Below are 24,655 nucleotides of genomic sequence, written 5' to 3' on the forward strand. Positions count from 1 at the left end.
GTCCGCTTCACGCCCTGAGACATTCGACAAGCTTTTTTATGGCTTCAGTAAGGGCGACTTTCGCGCTTCCAGTGCCAGCAAATACTTCGCTTCATCGTACTGGGTCTTGGTCTTCCAGCAGCGGTAAATGATCCTTATCCATTTGAAGGCCAGAGCCCGGATTGCAGACTGGTGAGATTTTCCTTTTTCTCGCAGTCCCCGATAATAAAGTCTGGCCCAGTATGATGAGTTAACCGTCTTGGCAGCCCATTCAACAAAGGTTTGCCGGACGAACTTGGCACACTGCCATCGCCAGTGAACCCAGGATTTCTGGCCACTTCGTTCTGTCACCGGTGCAATACCTGCGTAGTTTTGAATTTCTTCAGCGCTGTTAAACCGGTCACGGTTATCACCAAGTGCAGCAAGCATTCGTGGTCCCAAACACGGCCCCATGCCCGGAAGTGATTTGAACAGCCCCGAATCTGGCAATGTGTCAAACAGCGTTTCGATTCGTTCGTCATAGGTTTTGATGATTTCACTCACGACTTTAATTTGTGTCGCCAGTGCTGTTGCCATCAAAGCATTAGCCTCTATAACACTCGGGTCTGTCGTCAACGGAATGGCGTTATCAATACTCACAACACGCTGCTCGGTAAGGGCCATTGCGCGGCCACCTTTGGCATTGAGAAAGTTGCGGATCGTGTCTCGCCTGGCTCGTTTTAGTTGTTGCAGACTGGGCCATCGCATAATCAGTTCACACAATAGCAAGCTACCCCGATGTGAGAACCACTCCAGGGGCTGAGGATAATACTGTTTGAGTGTGTTGATTAGCCGGTTCACAAAACGGCGCTTATCTTCAACCAACTGACGACGCTGCTCAACCAGTTGCTGGAGTAACCGGATATCGGCATTGTCGGGTTCAATGGCTTTTATCTTTTGGGGATAACGCAGCATTAACTCTAATGCCAGCTCGGCATCCTGCGGGTCATCTTTAGCACCGCTGGGCGAGAAGGCTTGCCGGTAACGAGCCAGAGACAAAGCGTGGACGGGGAAAACGGTGATAAATGGATATTTCTGAAGAGCATACACCACGGGACCTTTCTTCAGCTCAACGGCGATAGCGATCCTGCCTTTTACCTTCTGGTGTAACTCGGTAAGCCAGACATCAAGCGCTTCCGGCGTATGTTCAATCACATGGAATGTGCGTTCACCGTTTTTAAACTGAACACAGACATCGTGCTTTTTATCTGCCCAGTCCAGACCAACGTGCGCAGCAAATTGATTAGTCTCAGTCATCACCAACTCCTTTTTATCGGGGATTGGTATGCATTCCACGCTCTTCGAAAGAAATATAGCCAGCAGTTATCTGCATGCCCTGAGTATTCGTTAGCGAACGTGGAGCACCTACTGGCTCGAAAGAAAAGCGGCGATCATCGCATGATTCTCGCTCAATATTCGTAACCAGTAAGCGCATACCCTGAATCACTTCAAAGTGTAATTCTCAGGGTGCGAATGACTATATTTCGCTCATAGCGGACCGTTCCTGCGCACATGTCTGCTATGTGGTAGAGGCAGACAATACTTACAGCACAGGGCGTTAATAAATACGGAACAGATCAACCGCAGATGCCTCCTCCTGAATGTATTAATTTTGCTATCTCGTCGGCAAAATCAGGGAACAAGTCTGGATATGGAAGCGCCTGGCAGCTGAAAGTATGAATAATAACGCCCTGACAGGATATTTTATTGCACCCTGTCAAAAGTCATACATTCTTTCCCGGTTTTTGCTTTCTCATACCGGATAACTCTATTTAAGGCTTAAGGATAACCTTCGTCCATCCTTCATCCCGCTCATCGAAGTGCTTATATCCGGCAGGAGCCTCTTCAAGCGAAAGACGATGAGAAATTATTTTGCCCGGACTGGCTTTATCGTGATGGATGAGGCGAGACAGCTGACGGTTATAGGCCTTAACGTTCGCCTGGCCGGTACGGATTGCCTGTCCTTTAAACCAGAAACTCCCAAAATCAAATGGCATCTTACCCTCTCTGGCAAGCTCCGATTCAGCCCCCGGATCCTGAGGAATAAAGACGCCAACCACACCAATTCCCCCGGTTGCTTTCGTCGACGCAACAAGACTGTTCATGGTAACAGAGTTATCTTCATGGCCATGTTTGTTACAGCACTGATAGCCAACACATTCGCAGCCACAATCCGTACCGCGTCCATCCGTCAGGTCGAGAATTTTTTGTACAGCTTCATCGCCAGTAGCATTGATGCCCGTCGCCCCCATTTTTTCAGCCAGAGCCAACCGGTCTGTGTGCGTATCAACCACAAACACCTGTGAAGCACCTTTAATGATCGCCGAATGAGCTGCCATCAAACCGACCGGCCCCGCGCCATAAATGGCCACGCTTTCACCAGGCTTCAATCCGGCAAGTTCTGTTGCATGCCAGCCGGTAGGAAAAATGTCAGAGAGCATCACATAATCATCTTCTTTTTCTGCCGCATCAGGGGGAAGAACAAGGCAGTTAAAGTCGGCAAATGGCACCCGAAGAAGTTCCGCCTGACCTCCCTCCCAGGGACCCATTTCAGCAAAACCATAAGCTGCGCCTGCCGTACCCGGATTGGTAGTGAGACAAAAGCCGGTCAGACCTTTTTCACAGTTTTCGCAAAAACCACATCCCACGTTAAACGGCAGACAAACATAGTCGCCCACCTTAATACGTTCAACGCCTGAGCCAATTTCGACCACTTCACCCAGGTTTTCGTGACCCAGAATCCGTCCCTGTTCAAAGCTGGTCCGGCCCTCATACATGTGCAAGTCCGACCCACAAATGTTGGTGGTGGTGATGCGGACGAGTACATCCGTGGGGCGGACAATTTTCGCATCCGGTACGTCTTTTACTTTTACATCATAAGGACCGTTGTAAATTACTGCTTTCATGATCTTCTCCTTCTTGCGTGCGGAAAGGAAATGCTGCCCCGCGGATTGGGGTATCAATCGAGTTTAGCTGCCATAACAGATCTCGCGATCGGCGAAAGGACGATTAGGATGTTTCTTAACTAAGTGCATTGAAGTCTGTAAGACAGGTACTTACCGATGAAGGCTGCCTGGAAAACGTAAAAACATCACACGTTAATCCGGTTTTTTTAAGCAGGCAAGGGATTACGGACAGCTTTGAGCGAGAAGCGGATAAAGTAAATCTATCTCATTTCTGCATTGTGCCAGAAGTAGACATAGGTGAATTAGGTAACCCTAGAGATGCACTTTGAATCAATGATATGAAATGCTGAAAAGGTAATTAACTAATTCAAAATTTGAATAATCAGTTATCTCTTCCATGCTTAATACGTAACCTTAGCTAAGGAGAAATTATGTTAGACGAATACAAAAAATGCATCGAAGCCTGTTATCTATGTGCAACGGCATGTGATAACTGTGCGGCTTCGTGTCTCGACGAAGAGAATCTGGAGATGATGCGCGAGTGCATAAAACTGGATATGCAGTGTGCAAATATCTGCCGTCTTGCAGCTCAATTCATGACACTAAATAGCGGGTCTGCCCAGGATCTTTGCCGTCTTTGCGCTGATGTTTGTCAGAAGTGCGGTGACGAGTGTGGAAAGCATGAACATGACCATTGTCAGGATTGCTCAAGCGCTTGTCATCACTGCGCCGAACAATGCAGAAAGATGGCCGCCTGAGAAAAACTCAAATTACCAAACCCGCTTCGGCGGGGTTTTATATTCCCGGTAATAAGTCGTAGAAGGATGAGATAGATGAGTTTAAGAGTACGGGCGGGAAATAGATCTACTCGAAAGTACTAGCCTCAATGACAAATTCTGGCACAGATTATTTGATTGGCTCAATGTCCGTTTTCGCTGACAGCGGACTGCACCCCGCCGGGGTGACCGCTTCGTGCCAGAATTGGACGTTTCCAAAATCTGCATGCACTAATCGGTGGAGAGCAGATCTCACTGCATAGCCATGCAGACGCGCAGAAATCATCAGGGGCGTTTGAAAGGTGCCGGAAACAGGCGGGAGGCCGCAGAAACGTGCTGAGGGCGCCTGCGGCGGTGCGCCCAAGGGTTGTTATGTTTAATATGGCAGAACTTTCCTGTCGCTATCATTTTGACGCCCGCTATTCGCTCATAGATATGCCTGTCGCGTTTGCGGCTTTACTTGTTATACCCAACCTGCCTGATTTTTATCGCCAGCATCCCGGAATTGAAATTATCCTGAGCAGCTCAGACCGCCGACGGAATATGCTGCATGATGGCCTGGACTGCATACTGAGGGTGGGGGAGCTGGACGATGGCGACTATATCGCAAAGGAGGTGGGAACCGTTAAAATGACGACCTGCGCCAGTCCTGCGTATCTTGATCAACACGGCACCCCGGAAACAATGGACGAGTTGCAGCAGCATCAGGCCGTCAACTGGATTAACAGCAGCAACAGACAAGTTATGCCCTGGACATTCGGGACGTCAGAGGGCTCCACCGAAATTGAACTTCCAGGCAGGCTTGTCGTGGATAACTCAGAAGCCTACATTGCAGCAGGCCTGGCGGGGCTGGGAATACTACAGGGCATGAATATTTTTTTGCAGCCTTATCTCGATCGCGGGCTGTTGGTAGAGGTTCTGCCAGATAATACGTCCCCGAATCGCAAACTGTAACTTCTGTATCCGCACCGCCATCTCTCCCGAAAAGTACGGGCGTTTACCGACTGGCTGGAAAGTTTATTGTAAACGCCTGGGGGCCTGCAGCCTGCTGGTACGTGCGCTGCCTTTTATCGGCCCGCCAGCTTCTGTATGGCTTCACGGACAGGAGCATCGCCAGACGTCAGCTCAATGATGACGCGGCTGACGGCAGGTTGCTCAATGAGTTCAGCCAGCGTAGCCGCCACGTCATCACGGGGCACGTTACCATACGGGATGGCCAGGCCGGCACGTACATAACCCGTACCAGTCTTATCCTGCAGCGCGCCGGGGCGCAGGATCACCCAGTCAAGCTCGCTTTGTGCTAGTTCCACATCGGCCATTTTTTTAACACGCATATAATTTTCGAATGATTCAGAAGTGGTTTCTCCCCGTGCGGACTCCGGGAATGCAGAAACGAGCAGAAAGCGAGACACACCGGCACTGAGGGCGGCAGCTACCGACTTTTTCAGCCCTTCGCCGTCGACCGCATTGGTCATCTCCTGTCCCCCCTTACCGCCGGCACCGGCAGTAAACACCACTGTATCACTACCTGCAAAGTGCATCGCCAGCGCAGCTGCATCCAGCTCTGTCAGGCTCCCACTGACGGGCTCAGCACCCAGCTCGCCTAGCAATGCCTGCTGCTCTGGCTTACGGTAGAGGGCACGAACAGCATGCCCCCTACCTGAAAGGATCCTGCACAGACGCTGGCCGATTTTGCCTGCACCACCGATAATGAAAACATGAACCACAGTTGTCTCCTTCTGGGGTTATGATGTGTCCGAAATTATAACCTGACATCAGGTCAGTTCCTTTGAGCCTGACCGATTGCACTGCATGCTGCTGCCAGCACCAGACAGCTGGTCAGATACTCAGTTGTTCTTATAGCTGAGAACAACAGCCGTACCGATTTAGCTCTCCCGTCACGATGAGAACTCCTGAACCGGTTACACGCAATGCCGGCCAATATCTTCCGTTATATTCGAAAGATCCACGCAAGTTACTGAAGTGCGAGGGACGCAATGTGTACCTTGAACGAACTGAAGTCAGCGGAACCCTGAAGGTTCGATTCCATAGCGTTCAGAAAACTGCTTGCTGAAGCTCGATAGTGAATTGTAACCCACCCGCCCCGCGACCGTTTTTACCGGCAGCGTCGATGTCATCAGCAGGCGGAGAGCCTCCGCGATACGTGCATCGGCGATAACTGAGCGTAAGCTGGTTGACTCACTGGCCAGGTGGCGCCGAAGCGTGGGGCCACTGAGTCCCGTCAGATCTTCAATTTCAGCAGCACTCCAGGGATGAGCCGGTTTGTCCGCTACCATCTGACGGATTTTCATGGCCAGACTTGGCTGCCGGGCTCGCAGCAAAGCATGGTATCCCATGCCATAAAGCCAGAGCACCACTTCAACCATGGCGTGCAGGGAAAGCGGACGCTTCCCTTCCCGCATTGCGGCTGTCCAGCGGTTAAGGGGTGAAAGAAGAGCTGATACGGAAATGGCTGCGATGCTGCCGGTGTCCTGTGGTGGTGGTGCGGCAAGTAACAGCCTGGCTGCTTCAAGCTGTTCCTCCGCGAGCACCACGCTCAGGGCAACAAACTCACCACTTTGTTCTGAAGGGGCATATTCTATATCGATGCTACGGGCATTCGGGACGACCATAATCTCGCCCGGGATCACCCGGTGCCATTTCTCATTTTCACGATACCGGAATTCTCCTTCCAGCGGGAAGGAAAGGGTCGCACCTTCCACCTCGAACTTCTTTACCTGATGCGTCTGTTCTGCGCGAAGGCAATCGCAGGGAAGTGGAAAACGGGAGCGTGCCAGGGTAAGAAGCTCAGCGAGGAGATCATCAACGGGAGAATCGGAAAAGCTGACTGTTTGCATATTCATCCGGAATTTGACTTTGACCGCTATTATACGTCGCCATATACAAAAGCATACAGCGACGCGTGCGGTTGTCTATTCCCGGATGACAAAAATCAGGCCGATTATAGTTATTGCCATACCCACAAGCATGGGCAATGTAATGGCCTCTCCAAACAGCAACCACGCTTCAGCTGCCGTGAGAATGGGAACCAGGTAAAAGTAAGTAGCGACTTTGGTTGCTTCACCGCTTCGTATCATAAAAATCAGCAACATAATCGCCAGAACCGATACGCCAATAACCAGCCAGCCCAGACCCAGCGCAAATGATAAGCTCCACTGCGTCGGAGCAGATTCGAACATCAGGCTAATTGCACCCATCGATATTGTCAAAGTGACGTACTGTAAAAACGTGTTCGCAAAGATATGTCCATCTCCCTGAGCACGGCGCTGATAAAGCGCTCCGATCGTTACGCCAAATAACCCCAGCATGACCGACCCAAAAGCCACAGGATCCAGTGCAAAACTATGCTGGCCTGGCGAGAGCACCAGGAAAACGCCCGCAAAGCCAATCGCAATACCCAGCCATTTCCGGGGATGCAGGGACTGACGGTGCATGAGTGAAACCAGTATTGCAGTCAGTACCGGCTGCAGGCCGGTGATGAGCGCCACAATGCCTGACGGCATGCCACGATGGATGGCATAAAAGCATCCGCCCAGAAAGAAGCTCTGCAGGAAAAGTCCGACAATCAGGTTGCGAACCATTCCTCTGCCGGACGGAAAACGGGCCCTGAACCCCAGTGTAAGCAGCAGAAGGACCAGACAGGAAAATGCGCCACGCAGGAATAAAAGATGAAACGGCGCGCTGTACTGCACGGTAAATTTGGCTGCGACAAACCCTGACTCCAGAGGAATACAAAAAGCCAGGGCGCAAGAGTAATGAGCCATTTTTTTGTGAGGCAGTGATATTCATAGTATTGCAGGTGGGTTCTTGTCGGGCGATATGAAAGGGGATCTTCCCGGTCACTATTGTGTGCACCGGGAAGGAAGGTGATCAGACTGCGGGTGACCACAGGTCGTAATTCAGTGCGAAGCTGTTACCTTCACGGATAACCTTACCGGTAGTAGGCAGGTTGAAGTGCATACCACTGACAGCCAGGTTATCGCTCGCTGCGCGGTCAAGCACTTTGCTACGGATGGCCGCCGCCGCCGCAGGATCGCTGTCGAACGCGATAGTAACGTCAGGCTGAGCAACCTGAATGTGCGGGAAGTGAACAATATCACCCCAGATGAGCAGCGACTCTTTTTCATCACCCAGCAGATAACCGGTATGTCCTGGTGTATGGCCGAACAGCGGTACAGTCTGAATACCTGGTAAAATCGCTTCCTCGCGGAATGGCACCAGTTTGTCGTCATAAGCGCTGAAGGCGTTCCTTGCTACTTCAAAGAACGGCTTGAATGCGTCAGGCGCGCCAGCGGAAATGGTTTCATCACGCCAGAAAGCGAGTTCTTTCTCATGCACAAACAACTGCTGAACATTGCGGAAAACGGGAGTCTGCAGGGGGCCTGCAAGCCCGCCGATATGGTCAGGATGCGCGTGAGTCAGGAGAAGGGTATCAATCTGAAGCGGGTCAATGCCTGCCGCGGCCAGGGCTACCTGAAGCCGACCGCCCCAGCCATTGATACCTCCGGCACCACTGTCAATCAGGATGGTTCGCTCAGGCGTCTGGATAACGTAGACGTTGATATTAATACGGGGTACTGCTGGCACACCGCGCTTCTGCAGTAAATCCTCGGCACGTGAGCCGTCAATACCAGACAGCAGCTCAAAAGATACGTCCAGATAGCCATCACTCAGCATGGTCACAGTCATGTCACCTACTTTTTTGCGATTGATAGCCGGGGCCTGCCAGTTCAGTTGTGAAGTCATATTGGTCTCCGTTACGATTAGAGGTCATCAGGTTTTACTTTAGCAATAGTAACGAAATTTCTGGTTCGAACTGCTCATCCTGCTACGTAAACCGCTCATTCTTAAAATCCGGAGCACAGCAGGTTATATTGCTTTTGCCTTTCTCATGTAAGGTGTCGGTATTATCTTTACCGGAGCCTGTAATGGACATTATTGGAATTATCATGTCGGCGGGAAAAGCCTCTGACCAGTCCTCAAGCACCCGACAATAGTGTCCCGCCTCAATCCCCGCCAGGGCAGAAGACTCCGGCAGGTAGGCCAGGCCGTAGCCATCTTTTACTGCCTGAAGCATTGGATAAATGCTTGAAAAAGTAAGCTGCCCGTCCACTTTTTTCACAATCTCCCCCTGCCTGACAAATTCCCAGCCATACAGCGGGCCTGTGGGTGACAGACGTATATTGATGCAGTCATGTTTTTCCAGCTGAGAGGGATGTAGCGGCAGACCTCTTTCTGCAAGATAGGTGGACGATCCAATGACGACAAACCGTATGTCCGGTGCGATTCGGACGGCCACCATATCCTTTAATATGTCATCACCAATTCGGACTCCGGCATCAAAATTGCCCTCAACAATGTCGACAAAACCGTTCTGCTGCGACATTTCCACCTTGATATCCGAATATTTTTTTAGTAACGGTGACAATCGTGGCCAGAGACATTCATGAATCATGTGATCTGATACCGTAAGTCTGACCAGCCCAGCCGGTGTATGGCGCAGTCTCTGAAGAGCTGTCACGCCCGCTTCAATGCGCGCAAGACCGGGTTCAAGCGTCAGTAATAATTGTTTACCGGCTTCGGTGACAGCCACCCGCCTGGTTGTACGCATAAGTAACGGCATGCCAACGCGCTCCTCGAGACGACGTATCGTGTGTGAAAGCGTGGATGCCGAGATCCCGAGGCGGACAGCAGCCCGTGAAAAACTGCACTCCTGTGCTACTGCCATGAATGCAACATAGTCATTAAAATCGTGACGCATACCGTTCCCGTTCAGGATCTCCGATAACATTATCAGAACCATTTAGGTTCATGATGCCGATTCTGTGAGCCATCAGGCAACCCCCCCGTTCCGCTCATCCGATCATAATTTTTATAAATCTAGATATTGGTAAATCTCAATATGTGGAATAAAGTGTCGTGGTTCTGCGGCTACATCGGCCGAACGACGACATGCCAGGTCGTAAATGCTGAGACATGGCGTTTCAGTGATATTGAAAATTCGCTATATCAGGATATGTAATGAAGACGAAAAACCTGTTCTCTCCCACCAGACTAGGTCCCTACACCCTGAAGAATCGTGTTGTACTTCCGCCTTTAACCCGCTCACGGAGCTCACAACCGGGTGATATTCCGAACGAACTGATGGCTGAATATTACGCACAGCGCAGCAGTGCCGGGTTTATGGTGACCGAAGGAACACAAATCGAACCTCGTGGGCAGGGTTATGCGTGGACCCCGGGGATCTACAGCTCACGGCAAGTGGAAGGCTGGAAGAAAGTGACGCGGGCAGTGCATGAAAAAGAAGGCATCATTTTTGCCCAGCTCTGGCATGTCGGAAGAGTATCCCATAACTCCCTGCAGCCATGTAACGCCTCGCCTGTCGCTCCGTCGGCGATACCGGCAGGGGAAAACGTTAAGGTATTCATCGAAACCGGGCCGGGAGAGGGTGCGCTGGCTACCGCTTCCTGCCCCCGCGCACTGGAAAAAGAGGAAATTAGTGAGATTGTCAGGATGTACGCCGGGGCAGCTCAGAACGCCCTTGATGCCGGTTTTGACGGTGTGGAAATTCACTGTGCAAATGGATACCTGGTTAACCAGTTCATGTCATCCCATAGCAACAAAAGAGAGGATGAATATGGTGGCTCATTACATAACCGGCTGCGGTTTCTGCGCGAAGTGACGCAGGCTGTCGCTGATGTGGTCGGTAAAGACCGTGTGGGAGTCCGTTTTGCTCCGCTCTTTCAGACCACGGATGAAGTAAGGGTCTATCTTGGCCTGGTGGAAGATGATCCCCATGAAACCTATACCGAAGCCGTTAAAATTCTTGAAGAAATCGGAATAGCCTATATTTCTCTTGCTGAAGCCGACTGGGATGATGCTCCCGAATTGCCTGAAGCATTCAGAGCTGAAGTCCGTAAGTTATTCAGCGGTGTAATTATGTATGCCGGGCGATATACGCAAGAAAAAGCCGAACGGATTATCGGTGCTGGCTGGGGAGACATTATCGGATTTGGCCGCCCGTTCATAGCTAATCCGGATTTACCGCAGCGCCTTTATCATGAATGGCCACTGAATCCGGTCGATCCAACAACCATGTATGGTGGAACGGCAAAAGGCTACACAGATTATCCCGCCTTTGGCTAACCATTCTTATGAGCATCAGCTTTTCAAAAGCTGATGCTTAACGTAGAGAAGTATCGTAACATTGCAATTCCTCAATGCGACAAGTGACAGAGTTTATGCCTGATATTGATTTGAATGACGTGATTAAGGCGCTGGGAAACCCTGTTAGAAGAAAAATTCTGCATATGCTCAAGGAACCGAAAATACACTTCCATCAGCCTTATGCTGATGCGGACGAGTTCGGTGTGTGTGTCAGTATCATTCAGGAAAAGGTCGGGCTCTCACAGTCTACCGTTTCTCTTTACCTCTCAGCTCTTCAACGGGCACAACTTGTTACTTCTCAGCGCATCGGTCCCTGGACGTACTACAAACGTGACAATGATAAAATAAGGGTTGTTCTTGAGTTGCTGAAAAATACAATCTGATACAGGACTGAGCACATTCAGTGTAACAGTACCGGGGGTTCGTACTTGCGATCCCGGCAGGCATTCCATGAAAGCGCACTAATTCCTCAATATCAGGCTGCAGACCGGTCATAAGAGGCTAATAGTTTTGCAAAATATCCACCAGTTTGGGTCAAATCACTCTGTCGGTTGGTGTGCATACTCGGTGCAAGGACCTGCAGATATTTAAGATGGCGGATAGCTTGTTACAGTGCCGCTGATGACATTCCGACCCTGTTGCCGTCCGGGTAAGATAATACCTCTGACAGCGGTCATAAAAGCCCAACATAATTGTCTTTCGAGCCATATATTAATCGCTCATCGCGCTCTCTTTTTCGAAGAGGTGTCACTTAATCATGATCGGTCAGTACAAAAAGACAGTGCTTTTCCAAATTCCGGACGGTTGTATGCGAAAACGGTGAAGCTCAACAAATGGTGTCATCGCTGTGCAATGCTCTGCGGGCTCATTCTTTCAGTTAACTGTTTGGTTACAGCTTCAATGAAGTATTTCAGTTAATTCACAGCGAGGGTTTGAGGAAACCACGCTGTGATTACCCAACGCTCATCCGGAGCATCCGGATTGAACTGTCGCTGGAGCTTGTTGGGCGACACGATACTGGCCTCGCCTTTACATGCCCTCGGGCTCCGGTATCCGACCTGAGCCTTTATCCCGACACGTTTCATCAGTCGCCAGACTCTGTTCACTCCGCACTGTTGCCCGCTGTCCCGCAGATCCAGATGGATTTTGCGATAACCATAGACGCATCCCGATTCCAGCCAGAACTGTTTAATCTGTCCTGTCAGTCTCAGGTCTGCCTGATGGCGTTGTGAATGCGGCTGCTGAAGCCAGGCGTAAAAACCACTGGGATGTTCATCCAGCACCCGACAGAGCAGGCGAACAGGCCAGCAATAGGTGTTGTCACGAATAAAGGCGTACCTCAGTCGGACAGCTTTGCGAAGTACGCCGCGGCTTTTTTTAATATGTCCCGTTCGTCGGTAACCCGCTTCAGCTCTTTCTGAAGACGGCGGATCTCGGCCTGAGCATCTGACTGTTCTTTATTAGTGGAAGAATCCGGACCGTAGTTCTTTATCCAGGCGTAAAGGCTGTGGGTGGTGATATCGAGACGCGTTGCAACGCTGGCAACAGAATAACCGCGATCAACAACCTGTTTGACTGCTTCAATTTTAAACTCTTCAGGATAACGCTTACCGCTCATGGGCACCTCTCTTTAAGTCATCTTAAATGACTCTGAGGTGTCTGTTAAACCTGTGGCGATTCACCTCGCGTCCTTCCGTTCAGTATAGCCTCAGTCCCTGACACCACCCGAGAACGGAATGACGTCCCCTTTCTCCCTCCCGGTGTTGCGTTCAAGCTCCCTGACATACTGCTGTAAAAGTATAAGGTTATGTAACAGCTCTACATTTTCAGCCATCATCTTTTTGATTTCTTCCCTCAGCTCATTTCTCTGACGGCGATACTTTTCTTTCAGCTTGATCTGCTGCTCAATGCCCTGCTCATCAACCGGCGCGGTGCCCTGGCACGTTTTTTTCAGACTGCGGATAGCCTCCCTGACCTGCCTGTACTCAGGACAGTTATAATTCAGGGTGCCGTTTGCCAGCCCCGCTCGTTTTTCCACAGCATACTGGCTGATACGCTCCCCTGATAACATCAGTTCCCTCAGGGCCTGCTCTGCTCTTGCCTGTGTTTTTTTAACCCCCGACTGTTCGTTCGTCATGCTCTATTCATCCTTTTCAAAAAAACGGACAGCATCTGCATAAAAATCTCTCTCAAGCATCAGAAAATCCCTGTCAGCCTGAGGAGCATTATTTCGCACGGCAATCTCCAGAAGGTTGTCATAATGAGCCATCCTGCGTTTCCACACGGGAACAGAATCAGCTCCGGCCAGCATGTTCTCACATCCCGGATTGCAGGACGCTGACTGAACAACCGCCTTAAACTCGCAGTCATGGCCATTCATGCAATAAAAACCGTTTCCAAGAGATACCAGTTTTTGCCCGCCTCGTTTAGCCATGCTCATCGCTTTTTTCAGTGTAGGAAACGTCATCTGATGTAAGTGCCCACCTCTCTGGGACATCAGTAACTTCCCGCCTTCGCCATAAAGCAGGCCTTCATGCTGATAAGAAACAGCCCTGGAAGCTGAGAGTTCGGTATCAACCCTCTCAATCTCGGCAGCGAATGCCTGAGGGATCGCCCGGCTAAAATGCGAAGCGTTGAGTGCACCGGACATATACCACTCCGTCATGCCTCTGATTAAGTGCTTAAACTGCCGGATAAGATCATTAGTAGAAATCAGATCAAGACGCCTGAGGTGTACAGCAAGTGAACGGCGAAACTGATGGGTTCGCAATGGCCAGAAAGCCCCCTCCCGAATCTCCATCGCAACGCGTTCATCATCACGTATGTTTGGATTTAAAAGCCTGAACTCATCAATATGGTCACGTCGGATGAACAGATGGTGTCTTTTCACAAATTTCTTTGCCCACTCAGTCTGGCGCTGCGTCCCCATAAAAGAGAGTTTTTGCTCCGAGAACCACGACCTGATATTTAAAGACAATGGAACATTGTCCAGCGTCTTCCCGTCCAGGCCTGTCATGATTTGATTAATTCTGCGTAAATGCTGAAAAGGCTTTTCCACATAGCGACAAACAACCCAGTCTTCGTGACTTCCACCTTCCGGGGCGAACTTATGCAACACCGAACGAAGTCCCAGGATATCACCATCATAAATCAGTGAACCGTGCATCACGCCAAGCACTTCGCTGTGTCTCATCCCCGACATGGCCTGTATCACATTCATGACTTTTAACGTCAGCTCAAAATGCCAGGTGTTCAGCTTTATGTGATCAACGCCAATAAAATCAGATCTCCAGCGCTTATTTTTATGTACCGAGAACCAGCCCTGCATCCCGGGGCCAAGTGTCGCGAAAAGCGCCCGAATTTCCCCGGCAACAATATTGTAGTAATACGCGGCCCGGTAATCCGGTATGCTTTTTGCTGTCCCTCTTTTACGGGCTTCCAGCATCGACGTATAGTAAGGCGAATCATAAAAACCGTTTATGATAGCGCACAGCCGGGAAAACCCGTCAAAATCGAAATCACTGATTTCAGCATCCAGTTCAGTAATCAGCCCTTCCCAGACAGACATCATAAGACTGAAAGGCATACAATATGTCTGGTTTGAATCATCCACACTGTTGTAACTGTCGAAGCTAATATCAGGAAAGTAACCGTATTTTCGAAGACGGGTATGACCTGTCAGCGAGATATCCGCCAGGTCCATAAAGTAATTACGTAATGTTCTTTCAGAACGCTTCCTGCCGTGCTCATCCTCCTCCTTCATCTTTACAATGAAAGCATTCCGGACAAGCGGAAAACGAAGCTGAAACAGACTGCGATACCCCATAGACTCAATAATACGGGCTCCCGCCACAATGTTTGCACATTTCCGGATCAGGGACTGCGTCTTCGCGGTCCTGCCGACAATCCAGAGCAGGCTGGCTGAGATGATTTTGGCTTCAAGACGCAGTTCAGGATCCCGTATGCCTGAAAAATTAACGGTTCTTAACGTTTCACCAATATGGGTTCTGACATAGCGATTGGTCCAGACATCATCCCTGAAATAAATATTCAGCGTCTCCTCATTGATAAAACGCATATCATGTTCATCTGAGCTGGCGATAACCAGGCAGTTATTCAGACGTTCAAAGCTTTTGTTTTCTAGTGCCTCACAGATGATATCCTCAGTCGGAAACTCATCCCCTGAACGAAGCGGCGTTCCGGCAGGAAACTCCGCCATTCGACTACGGCTTACCTCTTTTTTCTTCAAATCTGCCATACCGGAGCCACACCTTCTCGCTGAAGTTTAACGCGCGCTTTTTTCAGGATCGCCTCATCTACCAGCCCAAGCCGTAAATCAATCTTCAGGAGTAACGTTTCATAACGCTCCACAGCATTGACCGAACCGATGTACAACGGTTTTCCATACTCGATAGCATGCCTGAATGACAGCAGGAGCCATACAGACTCCAGCGTTTCCACAACGCAACTTTTTGAACATTCGACACAATGAGAAAAATCCGCACAAGCCTTTGGTGTCCGGCCAAATCGTTTTTGCTTTTTTATAAAGCGCAATTCAATATCTGTAGGCGGCTCCTGCGATCGACATCCCAGGCCATTCAATAAAAGATCCACACCCTCATCGCTTCCACGCAGATCGATCCCCAGCTCATCAGCAACTTTTACCCGCTCGGATAACGCACGTGTCGCAATCCCCTGATTCATAAGCGTATCAAGTGCAGCACTGAAGTTTTCCTTCGCCCCCTGTGGGTTACCTGCAGCATAATTCCGCCTGTAAGTGCCCCAGTTATGCTGTGCTTTTTCCGCCGTAATCAGACCATTCTTTAATGTTCTGTCCGTATACTGCTCAGACGTTTTGCGCAAGCCAGAAACGGTAATTGATGGAAGCGAGGGATTAAGCTGCCGCATCGTGGCCCACGCCCCCTCAGAGTTAGAAAATTTAGTCAGATGACTGGGATTAAGAGAATAAAGCTTACGGAATTTCACCTGCGGCTCACTCAGAAACAGCGCCTGTACCGGAGGGAAGTTATCTGCGGAAACCAGATAGTTAACGATGTCGTCCCTGAGCCTGATAAAAGACAGAAACCAGTAATAGCCCGCACGTTTGGTCACATACTCCGATTTACCTATCGTCAGACGTATATACTTATTCGCTCTCCCCTTATAAACATAATCAGTGCTGATACCCTTTTCATCCAGATGTATATCATCCCGCGTCAGACCCAGAACCTGAGAGGTGTTTCCCCATGTGTGGTAACAGAACAGAAAAAAAGAAGTAAGAAAGTAATTTTCCAGAACGTCCCTGATGATGATCTCTGCCCTGCTGACCCCGTTCTCTCCCGGATACCGGAAATACGCTTCATAAACAGGTGCCAGCAAAGACGGTGAGAAATGCCGCACCCCTTTTTCCGATTTAGCGATATGCTCCCGGATACATCCCGCAAGGAACTCATTCATGGATGACAACTGCCTCAGGATCTCGGAAAGTTCATTCCTGGTATAGCTATCCCTTCCCTGCTGCTGATACGTTCCTTTCGGTAAGAATTCATATTCATACCGCCTCTGAATCTGCCCGCCCGTAAGCAAAAACCGGTTGACCACGGACAAGTAGTGTCTTGCCATCCTGACTGAAATTTTTCGCCGACGAATATCGTTCATGAGATGTTTAATATACATTTCAACGCCTTCAGCCGTGCCATAGTCATACTGATTGACTGACTGCCATATAAAAAACATATTGAGATAACGGAAAATGGTTAACCTTCCGGCGGGACGGTAAGACAGAAGAAATCGTTTCAGAGAGGCAATAAAATCGCGTTTTTCAGGGCGGGCAAGATGCGAATGTTCACTAAACCATCCGGGGAGCAACACATAATCTGAAAAATGAGCCTGAAGATAAACGTCAAGTAAATAATATCGGTTCAGATCCCGCTGAGTGATGTGTCCGCTGACCGTCTCCCATGACAGCACATTTTCGGCCATCCACGTTATCTGCGTTTCACTCCGGCTCATATATGGCTCCATCGCGACCTGCAGCACCGTCAATCAATGCGTCCATGACCCCGGCGACTGCATCAGAAATCTGGTTTTGCTGAAGAAAGACGATGTATTTCATCGTCGTATTTTCGCTTTTATGGCCCATCCAGTATTTTACTGTACCCAGCGCATTTGCGGCCTGATCGGGATAGCAACTCAGTGCCGAGCGTAAAAAATGGGTCGCAAACGTTGCCCGCAAATCATGGGGTTTATGTCTGAACACATTTCCCGGAGCAGACCGGGCCAGGCGATGGCGAAAACTGTACCAGCGGGAGTAAAAGGCTTTTTCAGACATCCGTTTCCCGTTTGCCATTAAAAATAAAGGCTCGTGCCGCCCTTCCCCACCCTGTCGTGCACGCCATTTTTGGATCTTCTTTTCATACTCCTCATCCGCCAGATAATCCAGAACCTGCTCGTACAATCGTCTGGTGATGAAGAGTTCTCGCGTCATCCCAAACTTCGTATGAACTCCGCATCTCGGACCAATATGAAGCCCCCTGATGGTCAACTCAGATACAGGGACACTGGCAAGGTACTCTTCAGTAAAGAGTGACGACGGCAGGGTCAGCATTTCATCCAGCCGTAACCCACAATTTTTCATCAGCACAATCATTAAACTGAACAACCCGGACTCAGATTTCAGTGCCTCATCCAGGATATGAACCTCTGCATCATTCAGTGGGTTGATTGTCCTTTTTGTTGTGCTGGTTATCCTGATGGCAAGATCCGAACTTATCACCTTGCGTCGCCCGTCAACGACTTTTTCGACCAACGTAAAAAATGAGCTGGCAGCCAGCTCACCACACTTGCCCAGAAATACGTAAAACCGTCGGATAACGCTGATGTACACCGCCGCGGTGGATGAGGCGATGCGCCCCTGCCTTACGGCCCCCAGAAGATACTCCCTGAAGCCATATGTAGGGCTTTGGTATTTCAACGTTCCCGGGGTGAAAGGGTCAAGTCCGTTATCCTCCAGCCACCTTATCCAGCGTAAAAATGCCCGGGCTAAAGGCTTTAAATCCCTGGCCTGCAGGATAGCTTTATCCATAAGATAAAAGTGTACATATCGGCTCAGTTTTCGATTCTGGATGCCGCTAATATAAGGTATTTCAGCATACAGAAATCCGGGTTCAAATTTCAGTTTCGGCTCTGTTGCATCCAGTTTGCTGACACGCCCATAACGCGCATGAATGTTAGTGATTATCCTCACAGTCTGTCGCCCTGAAACGCCACCTCATGCCTACACTATAAATCCGGAAGAAGAAAAAACAAACAACCAGGTTGCCGGGAGTGAATATGCAAATCAGGAGGAAAGTAAAAGATGTAACGACACCATCACGATGCAATACATTGACCTCAACACGTTACCCGGACCATACGTGATAAACATCACAAATCCTTTGAGTGAAGAACTTAAGATGTGATTTTCATTTCCCGGCACAAACCGTGCCCTTAAAAAACAGGCAACGGATACATCTTAATGCCAGAAGTAAACCTTAATTGATTGAATACAGCCTGAGTCCATTGCAAAAATAACACACAGGGTAAATTCGCATATACAGAACCCAACGAAAAGCAAAAGAAACCTGTAACACATTTCGTTTACCTGTCACTTTCAATTGTAAAAGCCAGCAGAAAAAGCGCATATAACTATATTTATCCCTGCGGGGACTTTTGTTTGTGCTATATATTTTTTACAGAGAACCGCAACGCGTCCAAACACAAGAATATATTTACCTCTGGAAAATGGTCTGACTCCCTTTCACGTGGTTGTAGTGACCTGTTCTGTGATTCATGTAATGTCTTTTCTGGATGAGGAAAATATGTCATCACTGATATTTTATACAGACGAAGCACAAGCACTGATTGTAACAGATACCCTTGCCGTCACCGATAATGGGGAGCCGTTATCTTTTGTTTCCAAAGCAGGTTACATCCCCCAGCTAAGAACCATCATAGCAGGTACGGGGGCAGGTGGATTTTCTAACACCTGGTTGCTTGAAGCATCAACCAGAATGGTCGTATCAGGTATACAAAATCTCAATTATCATACATCGGCCTGTCTAAGGAGGCTGTGGAAACAATACAAGCATGACCATGCAATTCCCTCTTCTTCAACGGTGACAACCAGTGTTTATCAGTTCGCAATTTGCGAGGAAACAGGAAATATCGTTTCGTTCGCCTATCGCTCAGTCCATGATTTCGAATCAGAGCAATTACAATACGGAACAGGAGTAAAACCTGAGTGCCAAATCCTGGATGGGGATTTGTTGCAGACAATTCCTGTAATGATGAATGAACAAAGGGCTATACAGGCGACATACTCACACCCGGAACGGATCCATATTGGCGGTGAGATGATTGCGCATTATCTGACATCATCTATGTATCAATGCTTTAAGATTGGGGAATTTGAGGATTTCAGAACTCAGGGAGAGTATATATTGAGCAGGATTTAGGCAAAACGCGGTTCAGATAAAGTGCTTTTAACAGGCTTGCTGAACATTAAAAGGATATCTCTCAATTACGATGAATAGCTTGAATTCTAAAAATAGAAAAGTAGAGTTTAACTCTAAATACATAAAAACAAGAGTAAAGGAGCAGCCGCCGAAGCAGCCGCGCATGATGTTTATTGAGAAACGGATCATCTCATACGCCGGGATTCGGCTCTCGCCGTATGCCGGATGCGGCACGCGTTTGTACGGCAGCGCGAAGACGCTGTCCATCTCTTCGGTGGAAAGCGGGATGGCCGGCGGGTTGATCCAGATAAAGCGCTCGCCGTGCTTTTGCATCAGCGCACGCGCGCAGCCCGGGTTGGTTTCGTGGTGCAAAATACGGGACGCATGCGCGTAGAGCACTTTATCGGCTTTGACCTTCTCAAAGGAAGGCAGCAGCACGTAGGTTTTTTCCCACGGTTTCGGGCGCGGCGGCTGAACAACGATAGCTTTCGTTTCGGCTTTCTTTGGCTCTACCGGCTTGTTATCCGCACACGGCAGATCGTCGCCGTACGGGTGCGGGATCGGGTCGATTTTACCCGGCATATCAATGATACGGGAATCCACCCCGCTCCAGCCCGGCAGCGCCTCTTTCACCATGATCGCGGTGTTGCGCACGTCGCGGATGCTGCTCACCGGCTCACCCTGTGAGAGACGGTGCGCCACTTCCACCAGCGGACGTTCACCGTTACCGTAAATCAGCATATCGGCTTTGGAATCCACCAGCACCGAACGGCGCACGGTGTCTGACCAGTAGTCGTAGTGCGCGGTACGGCGCAAACTCGCCTCGATGCCGCCCAGGATAACCGGCACGTCTTTCCAGGCTTCTTTGCAGCGTTGGGTGTAGACCAGCGTCGCGCGGTCAGGACGTTTACCCGCGACGTTATCCGGCGTGTAGGCATCGTCATGACGCAGCTTACGGTCGGCGGTATAGCGGTTGATCATCGAGTCCATGTTGCCTGCGGTCACGCCGAAGAACAGGTTGGGTTTCCCCAGACGCATAAAGTCGTCTTTGCTGTTCCAGTCAGGCTGGGCGATGATCCCCACACGGAAGCCCTGCGCTTCAAGCATACGGCCACAGATAGCCATGCCAAAGCTCGGGTGGTCGACATAGGCATCGCCCGTCACCAGAATGATATCGCAGCTGTCCCAGCCCAGTTGGTCCATCTCTTCCCGGGACATCGGCAGGAACGGTGCCGGTCCAAAGCAGGCCGCCCAGTACTGGGGCCAGGAGAAGAGGTCACGATCCGGCTGGATCAGGGAAATTGCGCTCATAGTGCTTCCGAAGAAAAAATAGACAAAAGGAGCGGGATTATACGCTGTTAGTCCGCCGGATTTGAAGAAAAGGATGCAAGAAGTAAACAGAAAATCCTGGAAGCCGTTAAAATACAGCGCACTGTTAATTTTGGATCATAATATCCACTATATCTTGCGGTAATCAGTTACCGGGATGCATTCTGGCACGGAGTTTCTTTGTGAAGTTCAACGATTCGTTACATGTGTCCCAGCTGCGGGTTGTGCTTCACCTCTGCGGTTTTCTGGTTCTTCTGTACAGCCTGTCCATGCTGCCGCCGATGGTTATCGCCCTGCTGAATAAAGAGCGAACCTACTTTGCTTTTTTAACCACCTTTTTGACCTTTTTCACTCTTGGTGGACTCACCTGGCGGGCAACACGTCATTCCGGTATACAGCTGCGCACCCGTGACGGTTTCGTGATTATCGTTCTGTTCTGGCTGCTGTTTTCATTGATTAGCGCCATGCCGTTATGGATGGATGACGGTCTGCAACTCTCCTTTTCCGATGCGCTCTTTGAAGGGGTCTCAGGGATCACCACCACCGGGGCGACGGTGATTGGAGACGTCAGTGCCCTGCCGAAGTCGTACCTTTATTACCGCGCTCAGCTCAATTTCATTGGCGGATTAGGGGTCATCGTACTGGCCGTCGCGGTCCTGCCGCTGCTCGGTATCGGTGGCATGAAGCTATATCAGTCGGAAATGCCTGGGCCGTTCAAGGAGGAGCGCCTGACGCCCCGACTCGCCGATACCGCGCGTACGCTGTGGGTAACCTATCTGGCGCTGGGACTGGTCTGCACGCTGGCGTACTGGCTGGCGGGCATGCCCTTTTTTGACGCCGTCTGTCACGGGCTTTCCACCGTCTCATTGGGTGGGTTTTCAACCCGAAGTGAGAGCATCGGGTTTTACGACAGCCACGCGATTGAGCTTGTCGCCGGGGCTTTTTCACTGCTTTCCGCGTTTAACTTTACCCTCTGGTATGTCGTCATCGCGCGCCGCACGCTGAAACCGATTCGGCGCAGCCCGGAGGTGAAATTCTTTCTCGGTGCCGCCACCGTCATTATCGCCATCACCGCCTGGCAGGTGTGGCACGCGGGGATGTACAACGGCACCGACAGCCTGGTACATGCCTTCTTTCTGGCCAGCTCCATGATGACCGACAATGGTCTTTCGACGGCCGATTACGCTCACTGGCCTCCCCACACCATTTTCCTGCTGTTGAGCGCCAGCTTTTTTGGCGGCTGCGTCGGCTCTACCTGCGGCGGGATCAAAGCGCTGCGTTTTCTCATCATGTTTAAGCAGTGTATTCAGGAGATGAATCAACTCGCGCATCCGCGCGCGCTGCTGAGTATTAAGGTCGGCAAAAGCGTCGTGAATGAACGCGTTCTGCGCTCGGTGTGGAGCTTCTTTTTTCTCTACGTGATGATAACGGGCTTTTTCGTCTGGGCGCTGAACCTGCTGGGATACGATCTGTTCACGTCATTTGCCACCGTTGCGGCCTGCATTAACAATATGGGGCTGGGGTTCGGCGAAACGGCATCGACCTTCGGGACGTTAAAAGACGAGGCCAAGCTGTTGATGTGTGCGGCGATGATTATGGGACGTCTGGAAATTTATCCGGTGCTGATCCTGTGCTCACGCTTTTTCTGGCGGGCATAAACATTCCCGGCGAACCGGGAATCGTATCGTGGTTTAGGGTGCCGGGTTGACCAGCATCTGGCCGACGGATCCCCTGTCCATCATCTCCAGCGTCTGGCTGTGGAACAGGAACGGGAAGTGCGGCCACGAAGGCTGTCCGTAGTAGACCAGCAGTTCGACCTGCCCATCCACCCAGACGGTATCCTTCCAGCCCCTGTCTTCAGGGAACGGCATCGCGCCATTGACGTTGCGGATCAGGAAACTCACCCCTTCGATATGGAACGACTGCGGCATGTCCGAGCGAACCGTCCAGCGCTCCCAGGTACCCTGCTGCGCGGTAATATCGATACGGTTAACGTCCCACAGCGTGCCGTTGATCCCCGGGTCGTCGCCCAGGCTGATATCGCGGCTGCGCACCGGCGAACCGCTCATGATCTCCTGCGGAAGCAGGCGCATCGGCAGGCTATCGGTCACCAACGGCAGCAGGCCGGTAGGACGCAGGGTCAGCACCAGGGTGGAGACCAGAATACTCGACGGCTCAAAGAAACCGCGAATGCGGTCCACAATGCTGGCCGCTTCGCCACAGGTGATCGACACCTCATCACCATTGGTCATATCAATAAGGATTTCGCGGCGTTCGCCTGGCGACAGCGCCAGCTGCTTCACGGAAACCGGGGCCGGTAAAAAGCCCTGGTCGCCGGAGATGACGTGTAGCGCGCGACCATCGCTCATTTGCAGCTGGTAGCGGCGCGAGTTAGAGGCGTTCAGCAGACGCAGACGTACCCATCCGCGCGACACTTCGACATACGGACTTTGCGCGCCGTTAACCAGCAGCGTATCGCCAACGAAGCCACCGCTGCCCGGCTCGCTGTATTCCGGCGTGCCGAAATTATCCAGCCGTTTGTCCTGAATAATGACCGGAAAATCATCCACGCCATAGTGGTTCGGGATTGGCAGGGATTTACTGATTTCATCTTCCACCAGCCACATGCCGGCCAGGCCGTTATACACCTGCTGGGCCGTGCGGTTAGGGGTATTGGCATGATACCAGAGCGTCGCCGCGCTCTGACGAATCGGCAGAACAGGCGCCCAGTCAGCGTTAGGCGACATCATGCGCGCCGCGCCGCCAAGCAGCGGGCCAGGCACCTGTAAACCACTGATGGTCATGGCGACATTTTCTGTCGTACGGTTACTGTAGATCAGCTTAACGTCATCGCCATTCCACACGCGTATGGTCGGCCCAAGGTAACGCCCGTTAATGCCCCACACCGGCGCACGCGTCCCCTGGGTAAAGGACCAGTGGCTGCGCTGTAGCGTCAGGAAAAGCGGCTGCCCGCGACGGGATTCTATTAACGGCGGAATGGGCAGCGGCTGTTGCTGCCCGGCGGCGTTGGCTGTCAGCGGCAGCGCACCCGCACAAAGGGCGATCCCGGAAGCCTGAATAAACTGACGCCGACTGAATGACATATAAGCTCCATCTGAAACGACTAACAACGCGGGAATTCGTTTTCCCTTTTAACGCCGGCTTACTTCTTACCGGCGGCTTCTCTCTCTGCGACTTCTTTGTCGAGCAGCGCAATATGCTGAGCCATCAGTTCACGGCAGTGTGCTGCCAGCTCGCGAACCTGATCTTTACCGTATTTGCTGGTATCCACCGGCGGCAGCATTTCGACAATCACCAGCCCGTTATTCAGGCGGTTAAGATTAATCTTATTAGAAGTATTGGAAACACACACAGGAATAATTGGAACACCTGCCGCAATTGCAGCATGAAACGCACCGGTTTTGAACGGCAGCAGGCCACGACCACGGCTGCGCGTCCCTTCCGGGAACATCCAGATTGAGATCCTGCGCTTTTTGAAGTGATTAACCACTTCAGCAATAGTGCTGTGCGCTTTCGCGCGGTTGTTACGGTCAATCAGCAGGTTACCGGTCAGCCAGTACAGCTGGCCGAAAAAAGGGATCCACAGCAGGCTCTTTTTGCCCACGGTCACGGTCGGTGGCAGAACAATGTTGGAGGCCGTCACCATATCGTAGTTGTTCTGATGGTTAGCGATAAAGATGGCGTTACCGAAGTTCTCAGCCCCTTCCGGCAGGCGTTTTTCTACCTTCAGGCCAAACAGTGGCGCAAGGCGGCCGAACATATGGCCGAAGGTGGCGACATGTTTCGGATTGCGCGGACTGAACAGGCAATAAATAGAGCCGAAAATACAGACCAGAATGCAGTAAATAATGGTAAGAATTAAACGAACAATGAATAGCATAGCGACCTCTGAAGCCCTGACAGCTGACAATTATACTTCACC

General features: G+C 50.7%; 18 protein-coding genes and 3 pseudogenes. 6 read left to right on the forward strand and 15 right to left on the reverse strand.

The annotated features are described in order from the left end of the window. Positions 1–36: 36 nt before the first annotated feature. Complete coding sequence (locus F8561_RS07805; protein WP_012291449.1) at positions 37–1,275, reverse strand: IS110 family transposase; 1,239 nt, start codon at positions 1,273–1,275, stop codon at positions 37–39. Between the two features lie 515 nt (positions 1,276–1,790). Further along, positions 1,791–2,924 (reverse strand): glutathione-independent formaldehyde dehydrogenase, encoded by a 1,134-nt coding sequence (locus F8561_RS07810; protein ID WP_022651297.1) that lies wholly within the window; start codon positions 2,922–2,924, stop codon positions 1,791–1,793. Positions 2,925–3,355: 431 nt separating this feature from the next. Here F8561_RS07810 and F8561_RS07815 point away from each other — a divergent pair, with 431 nt between their 5' ends. Further along, positions 3,356–3,682, forward strand: a complete 327-nt coding sequence (locus F8561_RS07815) for a four-helix bundle copper-binding protein (RefSeq protein ID WP_022649401.1) — start codon at positions 3,356–3,358, stop codon at positions 3,680–3,682. A gap of 447 nt (positions 3,683–4,129) precedes the next feature. Then, positions 4,130–4,726, forward strand: a pseudogene (locus F8561_RS07820) (LysR substrate-binding domain-containing protein); the annotation flags it as partial. Positions 4,727–4,767: 41 nt separating this feature from the next. Here the strand turns inward: F8561_RS07820 and F8561_RS07825 are convergent. The 5 genes from F8561_RS07825 to F8561_RS07845 form a co-directional block, all read right to left on the reverse strand. Then, on the reverse strand, positions 4,768–5,427 hold the full coding sequence (locus F8561_RS07825) for an SDR family oxidoreductase (protein WP_007897903.1): 660 nt from the start codon (positions 5,425–5,427) through the stop codon (positions 4,768–4,770). A 294-nt stretch (positions 5,428–5,721) separates the two neighbouring features. Further along, positions 5,722–6,558 (reverse strand): helix-turn-helix transcriptional regulator, encoded by an 837-nt coding sequence (locus F8561_RS07830; RefSeq protein ID WP_023279881.1) that lies wholly within the window; start codon positions 6,556–6,558, stop codon positions 5,722–5,724. 75 nt (positions 6,559–6,633) lie between these two features. After that, positions 6,634–7,485, reverse strand: a complete 852-nt coding sequence (locus F8561_RS07835; RefSeq protein ID WP_023279882.1) for a DMT family transporter — start codon at positions 7,483–7,485, stop codon at positions 6,634–6,636. 106 nt (positions 7,486–7,591) lie between these two features. After that, positions 7,592–8,467, reverse strand: a complete 876-nt coding sequence (locus tag F8561_RS07840) for an MBL fold metallo-hydrolase (protein ID WP_017384065.1) — start codon at positions 8,465–8,467, stop codon at positions 7,592–7,594. Positions 8,468–8,549: 82 nt separating this feature from the next. After that, entirely contained in the window at positions 8,550–9,482 is a 933-nt protein-coding gene (locus F8561_RS07845; protein ID WP_158002126.1) for a LysR family transcriptional regulator, read from the reverse strand. A gap of 260 nt (positions 9,483–9,742) precedes the next feature. Between F8561_RS07845 and F8561_RS07850 the strand changes: the two genes are divergently transcribed. Both F8561_RS07850 and F8561_RS07855 read left to right on the forward strand, forming a co-directional pair. Beyond that, on the forward strand, positions 9,743–10,867 hold the full coding sequence (locus tag F8561_RS07850; RefSeq protein WP_023279877.1) for an alkene reductase: 1,125 nt from the start codon (positions 9,743–9,745) through the stop codon (positions 10,865–10,867). 95 nt (positions 10,868–10,962) lie between these two features. After that, on the forward strand, positions 10,963–11,271 hold the full coding sequence (locus F8561_RS07855) for an ArsR/SmtB family transcription factor (protein ID WP_032415288.1): 309 nt from the start codon (positions 10,963–10,965) through the stop codon (positions 11,269–11,271). 546 nt (positions 11,272–11,817) lie between these two features. Here the strand turns inward: F8561_RS07855 and F8561_RS07860 are convergent. The 5 genes and pseudogenes from F8561_RS07860 to F8561_RS07880 form a co-directional block, all read right to left on the reverse strand. Further along, positions 11,818–12,506 (reverse strand): annotated as a pseudogene (locus F8561_RS07860) (IS3 family transposase); the annotation flags it as partial. Positions 12,507–12,596: 90 nt separating this feature from the next. After that, positions 12,597–13,025 carry a hypothetical protein gene (locus F8561_RS07865; protein WP_017384060.1) on the reverse strand — a complete coding sequence of 143 codons (429 nt, stop codon included), beginning with the start codon at positions 13,023–13,025 and terminating at the stop codon, positions 12,597–12,599. A 3-nt stretch (positions 13,026–13,028) separates the two neighbouring features. Then, the gene (locus tag F8561_RS07870; protein ID WP_017384059.1) at positions 13,029–15,146 is read right to left on the reverse strand and encodes a hypothetical protein; all 2,118 of its coding nucleotides are present in this window, start codon (positions 15,144–15,146) and stop codon (positions 13,029–13,031) included. Beyond that, positions 15,134–16,900 carry a hypothetical protein gene (locus F8561_RS07875; RefSeq protein WP_032607906.1) on the reverse strand — a complete coding sequence of 589 codons (1,767 nt, stop codon included), beginning with the start codon at positions 16,898–16,900 and terminating at the stop codon, positions 15,134–15,136. Before F8561_RS07875 ends, F8561_RS07870 begins: the two co-directional genes overlap by 13 nt. Next, positions 16,887–18,134 (reverse strand): tyrosine-type recombinase/integrase, encoded by a 1,248-nt coding sequence (locus F8561_RS07880; protein ID WP_007897923.1) that lies wholly within the window; start codon positions 18,132–18,134, stop codon positions 16,887–16,889. Before F8561_RS07880 ends, F8561_RS07875 begins: the two co-directional genes overlap by 14 nt. Positions 18,135–18,747: 613 nt before the next feature. Between F8561_RS07880 and F8561_RS07885 the strand changes: the two genes are divergently transcribed. Beyond that, positions 18,748–19,383 carry a hypothetical protein gene (locus F8561_RS07885; RefSeq protein WP_023279901.1) on the forward strand — a complete coding sequence of 212 codons (636 nt, stop codon included), beginning with the start codon at positions 18,748–18,750 and terminating at the stop codon, positions 19,381–19,383. Between the two features lie 135 nt (positions 19,384–19,518). On the opposite strand, the pseudogene F8561_RS07890 reads toward F8561_RS07885, so the two are convergent. After that, positions 19,519–20,694: pseudogene (locus tag F8561_RS07890) on the reverse strand (YgiQ family radical SAM protein); the annotation flags it as partial. A gap of 200 nt (positions 20,695–20,894) precedes the next feature. Here F8561_RS07890 and F8561_RS07895 point away from each other — a divergent pair. Next, positions 20,895–22,370: a TrkH family potassium uptake protein gene (locus F8561_RS07895; RefSeq protein WP_014171619.1), complete on the forward strand. Its 1,476-nt coding sequence runs from the start codon at positions 20,895–20,897 to the stop codon at positions 22,368–22,370. 33 nt (positions 22,371–22,403) lie between these two features. Here the strand turns inward: F8561_RS07895 and ftsP are convergent, their stop codons facing one another. Both ftsP and plsC read right to left on the reverse strand, forming a co-directional pair. Continuing rightward, positions 22,404–23,816 (reverse strand): cell division protein FtsP, encoded by a 1,413-nt coding sequence (gene ftsP, locus F8561_RS07900; protein ID WP_020883655.1) that lies wholly within the window; start codon positions 23,814–23,816, stop codon positions 22,404–22,406. A 59-nt stretch (positions 23,817–23,875) separates the two neighbouring features. After that, positions 23,876–24,613: a 1-acylglycerol-3-phosphate O-acyltransferase gene (plsC, locus tag F8561_RS07905; protein WP_020883654.1), complete on the reverse strand. Its 738-nt coding sequence runs from the start codon at positions 24,611–24,613 to the stop codon at positions 23,876–23,878. Positions 24,614–24,655 lie beyond the last annotated feature (42 nt).

This window comes from Enterobacter sp. 198, from assembly GCF_009025585.1.
Classification (GTDB): Bacteria; Pseudomonadota; Gammaproteobacteria; order Enterobacterales; family Enterobacteriaceae; genus Enterobacter; species Enterobacter ludwigii.